Source organism: Oleiphilus sp. HI0079 (assembly GCF_001635105.1).
The window spans coordinates 1-2,316 of sequence record NZ_LWFT01000651.1; the positions used below are offsets into that span (position 1 = coordinate 1).

General features: G+C 46.7%; 2 protein-coding genes and 1 riboswitch. Of the genes, one reads left to right on the top strand and one right to left on the bottom strand.

What is annotated here, in order from left to right; all coding sequences use genetic code 11:
* On the top strand, nucleotides 1–1,055 hold a 1,055-nt coding region (locus A3750_RS11745; protein ID WP_068548290.1), incomplete at its 5' end, for a GNAT family N-acetyltransferase.
* 84 nt (nucleotides 1,056–1,139) lie between these two features.
* Here the strand turns inward: A3750_RS11745 and A3750_RS11750 are convergent.
* Nucleotides 1,140–1,814, bottom strand: coding sequence for a PEP-CTERM sorting domain-containing protein (locus A3750_RS11750; protein ID WP_068548291.1), 675 nt, complete (start codon nucleotides 1,812–1,814; stop codon nucleotides 1,140–1,142).
* Between the two features lie 42 nt (nucleotides 1,815–1,856).
* Nucleotides 1,857–1,945, bottom strand: a riboswitch (cyclic di-GMP riboswitch).
* Nucleotides 1,946–2,316: the final 371 nt, after the last annotated feature.

The window sequence follows — 2,316 nt, forward strand, 5'->3', positions numbered from 1 at the left end:
CGTCTGATCAAAGCGTGTTTACATCATGGTGTTGGATGTACGCCTGGTGGAGGACGTTTAAAGAGGACGATTTTGAGTTGTTTCTGGTAGCGTGCCGCGAAGGAGAGCGCCTGGTCGCGATTCTTCCCTTCTATATTGCCCATCGACCATTTCTTAAATTACTTTCTCTTCGAACCTTATATTTCTTGGGTTATAAAGGTAGTGGTGAGGCCGGATACCGGGCTGAGTATTTGGATTTTGTGTGTTCATCAAGAGATGCGCAAACGTTACGCGCGCCTTTGATGCAATATCTTCTCTCTGGTGCTGGTGCTGGTGCTGGTGCTGGTGCAGGCGTGGATGAAATTATACTAAGCGATGTTCCTGCCACGGAGCTCCATGGCTCTGTTTTGACTGCCTTAAAAAAGCAAGGCGCAGCATATATTCGAGAGACCGCGCGCGATCAAACCTACCGTATTGGCCTAGCAACGGGTTATGAGGCTTTCCTGAGTGGCTTGGGAAAAGGGACGCGAGCGAGAATTAAAGGTTCTGAGAAACGAATGGCAAGCGAAAGCACTTTTGCTGTCAATGGCTGCTTGCGCGAAGACCCAGAGGTTCTGTTGAAGCCTATCAAAGAGCTACATGCCTTACGGTGGAATAATCAGAAAAGCTTTGGTGCTTATAAAAAGTTCTTGGATGCCTTGCTTCGTTTTGATGACGAAAGAGATATCGAGCTTGGTGGGGTGCGGCTTGAATATAATGGAGAGGTGATGGCGGCGACTTTAAACGTTTCTTTCAGAGGAGTGGTCTACAACGTTATGTTGGGGTTTAAAGAGGTGCCCGTTAAGCGGGTGTCGCCCGGCTTGTTGGCCTTGAGTTTAGATATACAGAGCTGCTCTGTTCAGTCAGAGCTTGCGTGCTATGACTTACTAGCAGGAAGTGGTAAGCGGACTGACTATAAATCAAAAATAGCGTCCAAAGGGCCTGAGCTGGTGTCTCACCAGATATTGCTGCGTTGGTTGCCGCGCATGGTTTACAGCTTGTATGACTGGCTGCAGAAAATAAAAAAGGGTGCTTAAGCACCCTTTTTGGATTCTGGAACATAGGCCGGAATGACATTGTGTCGTCATCCTGAACTTGGTTCAGGATCCAATCACTAGCTCTTATGCTTTACGACGACGCGCAGCACCAATACCTGCAAGGCCAAGGCCCATTAGCGCTAGAGTAGTCGGCTCTGGAATGGCTAGCGTATCAATGTAAAACTGATGATGCTCACCTTTTTGAGGATCGAGTCGCAAGCTAAACATGTCGGTGTAGAAAACATTGGTTGTGTCGTCTAGCAAAGCCCACGCACCGCCATCTACGCTCACATCAATCTCGTGATCTGAACCATGGATGTTGTGATTAGCATCTCGAAAAATTGAGCTGCTAAGGTCAACCTTAACAAGTGATGAGAACGAGAAATTCAAGATCTCGCCAAAGGTCACGTTATCATCGCTGCCTGGATCACACTGATTATCGCCCTTGCCGTCAGTTTTGGTGCCTTCAGAGCAAACGCCTAGGCCTGCGTTACCTTGGTCAAGATAAGCCCAAGCTTCATCGCCAGAAACGTTTGTGCCTGTAACAGTTAAAGTGATCCCATCTACAGTCCAAACTAGCTCGTCAAATGCCGCTTCACCGACGGCGCCTGCGACAGCCGTGTTGTCCGCGTATGTGCCAGAGATTGCGCCGTAATCTGCGCCATCTGCGATTTGTTGGAAATCAAATAAAGTAGCGTTCGCCTGCGCCGAAACCGTTAGAGCGCCTGCAGCTACCATGCTGCTAATTAGTTTTTTCATTGTTTGCTCCTCAAAAGCATAATTTTTTATATCTGCTTAAGAAGTTGTAACCGGCTGTCTGCTTTTCTCGTCCTGAGGGCAGACCCTTGGCTTTCCGTCCCAATCTCACAATTGGTTTGGCGTACTCCTTGTTCGATCAGTTGCCTGATATAGATATTTAATAGCAAAATTCGATCCACTAATGTGAAAGAGACTTTAGTTTCGATAGTTGGCGGACATGAATGTCTCTCGAAAAATGTAGAAGTGTAAAGTAAGTTGACGTTATTGGTGTCTGTGTCGCCTCATTGACTTTACACCTCAGCTCCGCGTTCGAAGTTTTTTAGAACTTAGGCATAAAGATTCGGCTAGGCTTACTTATAAGTGTAATATTACGATCAATAAAGTGTGCTAAAAACAGCCTTCGTCTTTGCTGAAGAGAGGTTGACTGCGTGTCTTGTTTAAGCGCGTCTGCATACGGAAGCATTGCCAAAGAGTTTAGTTAAGGGCTAATAAGGGAATTCAA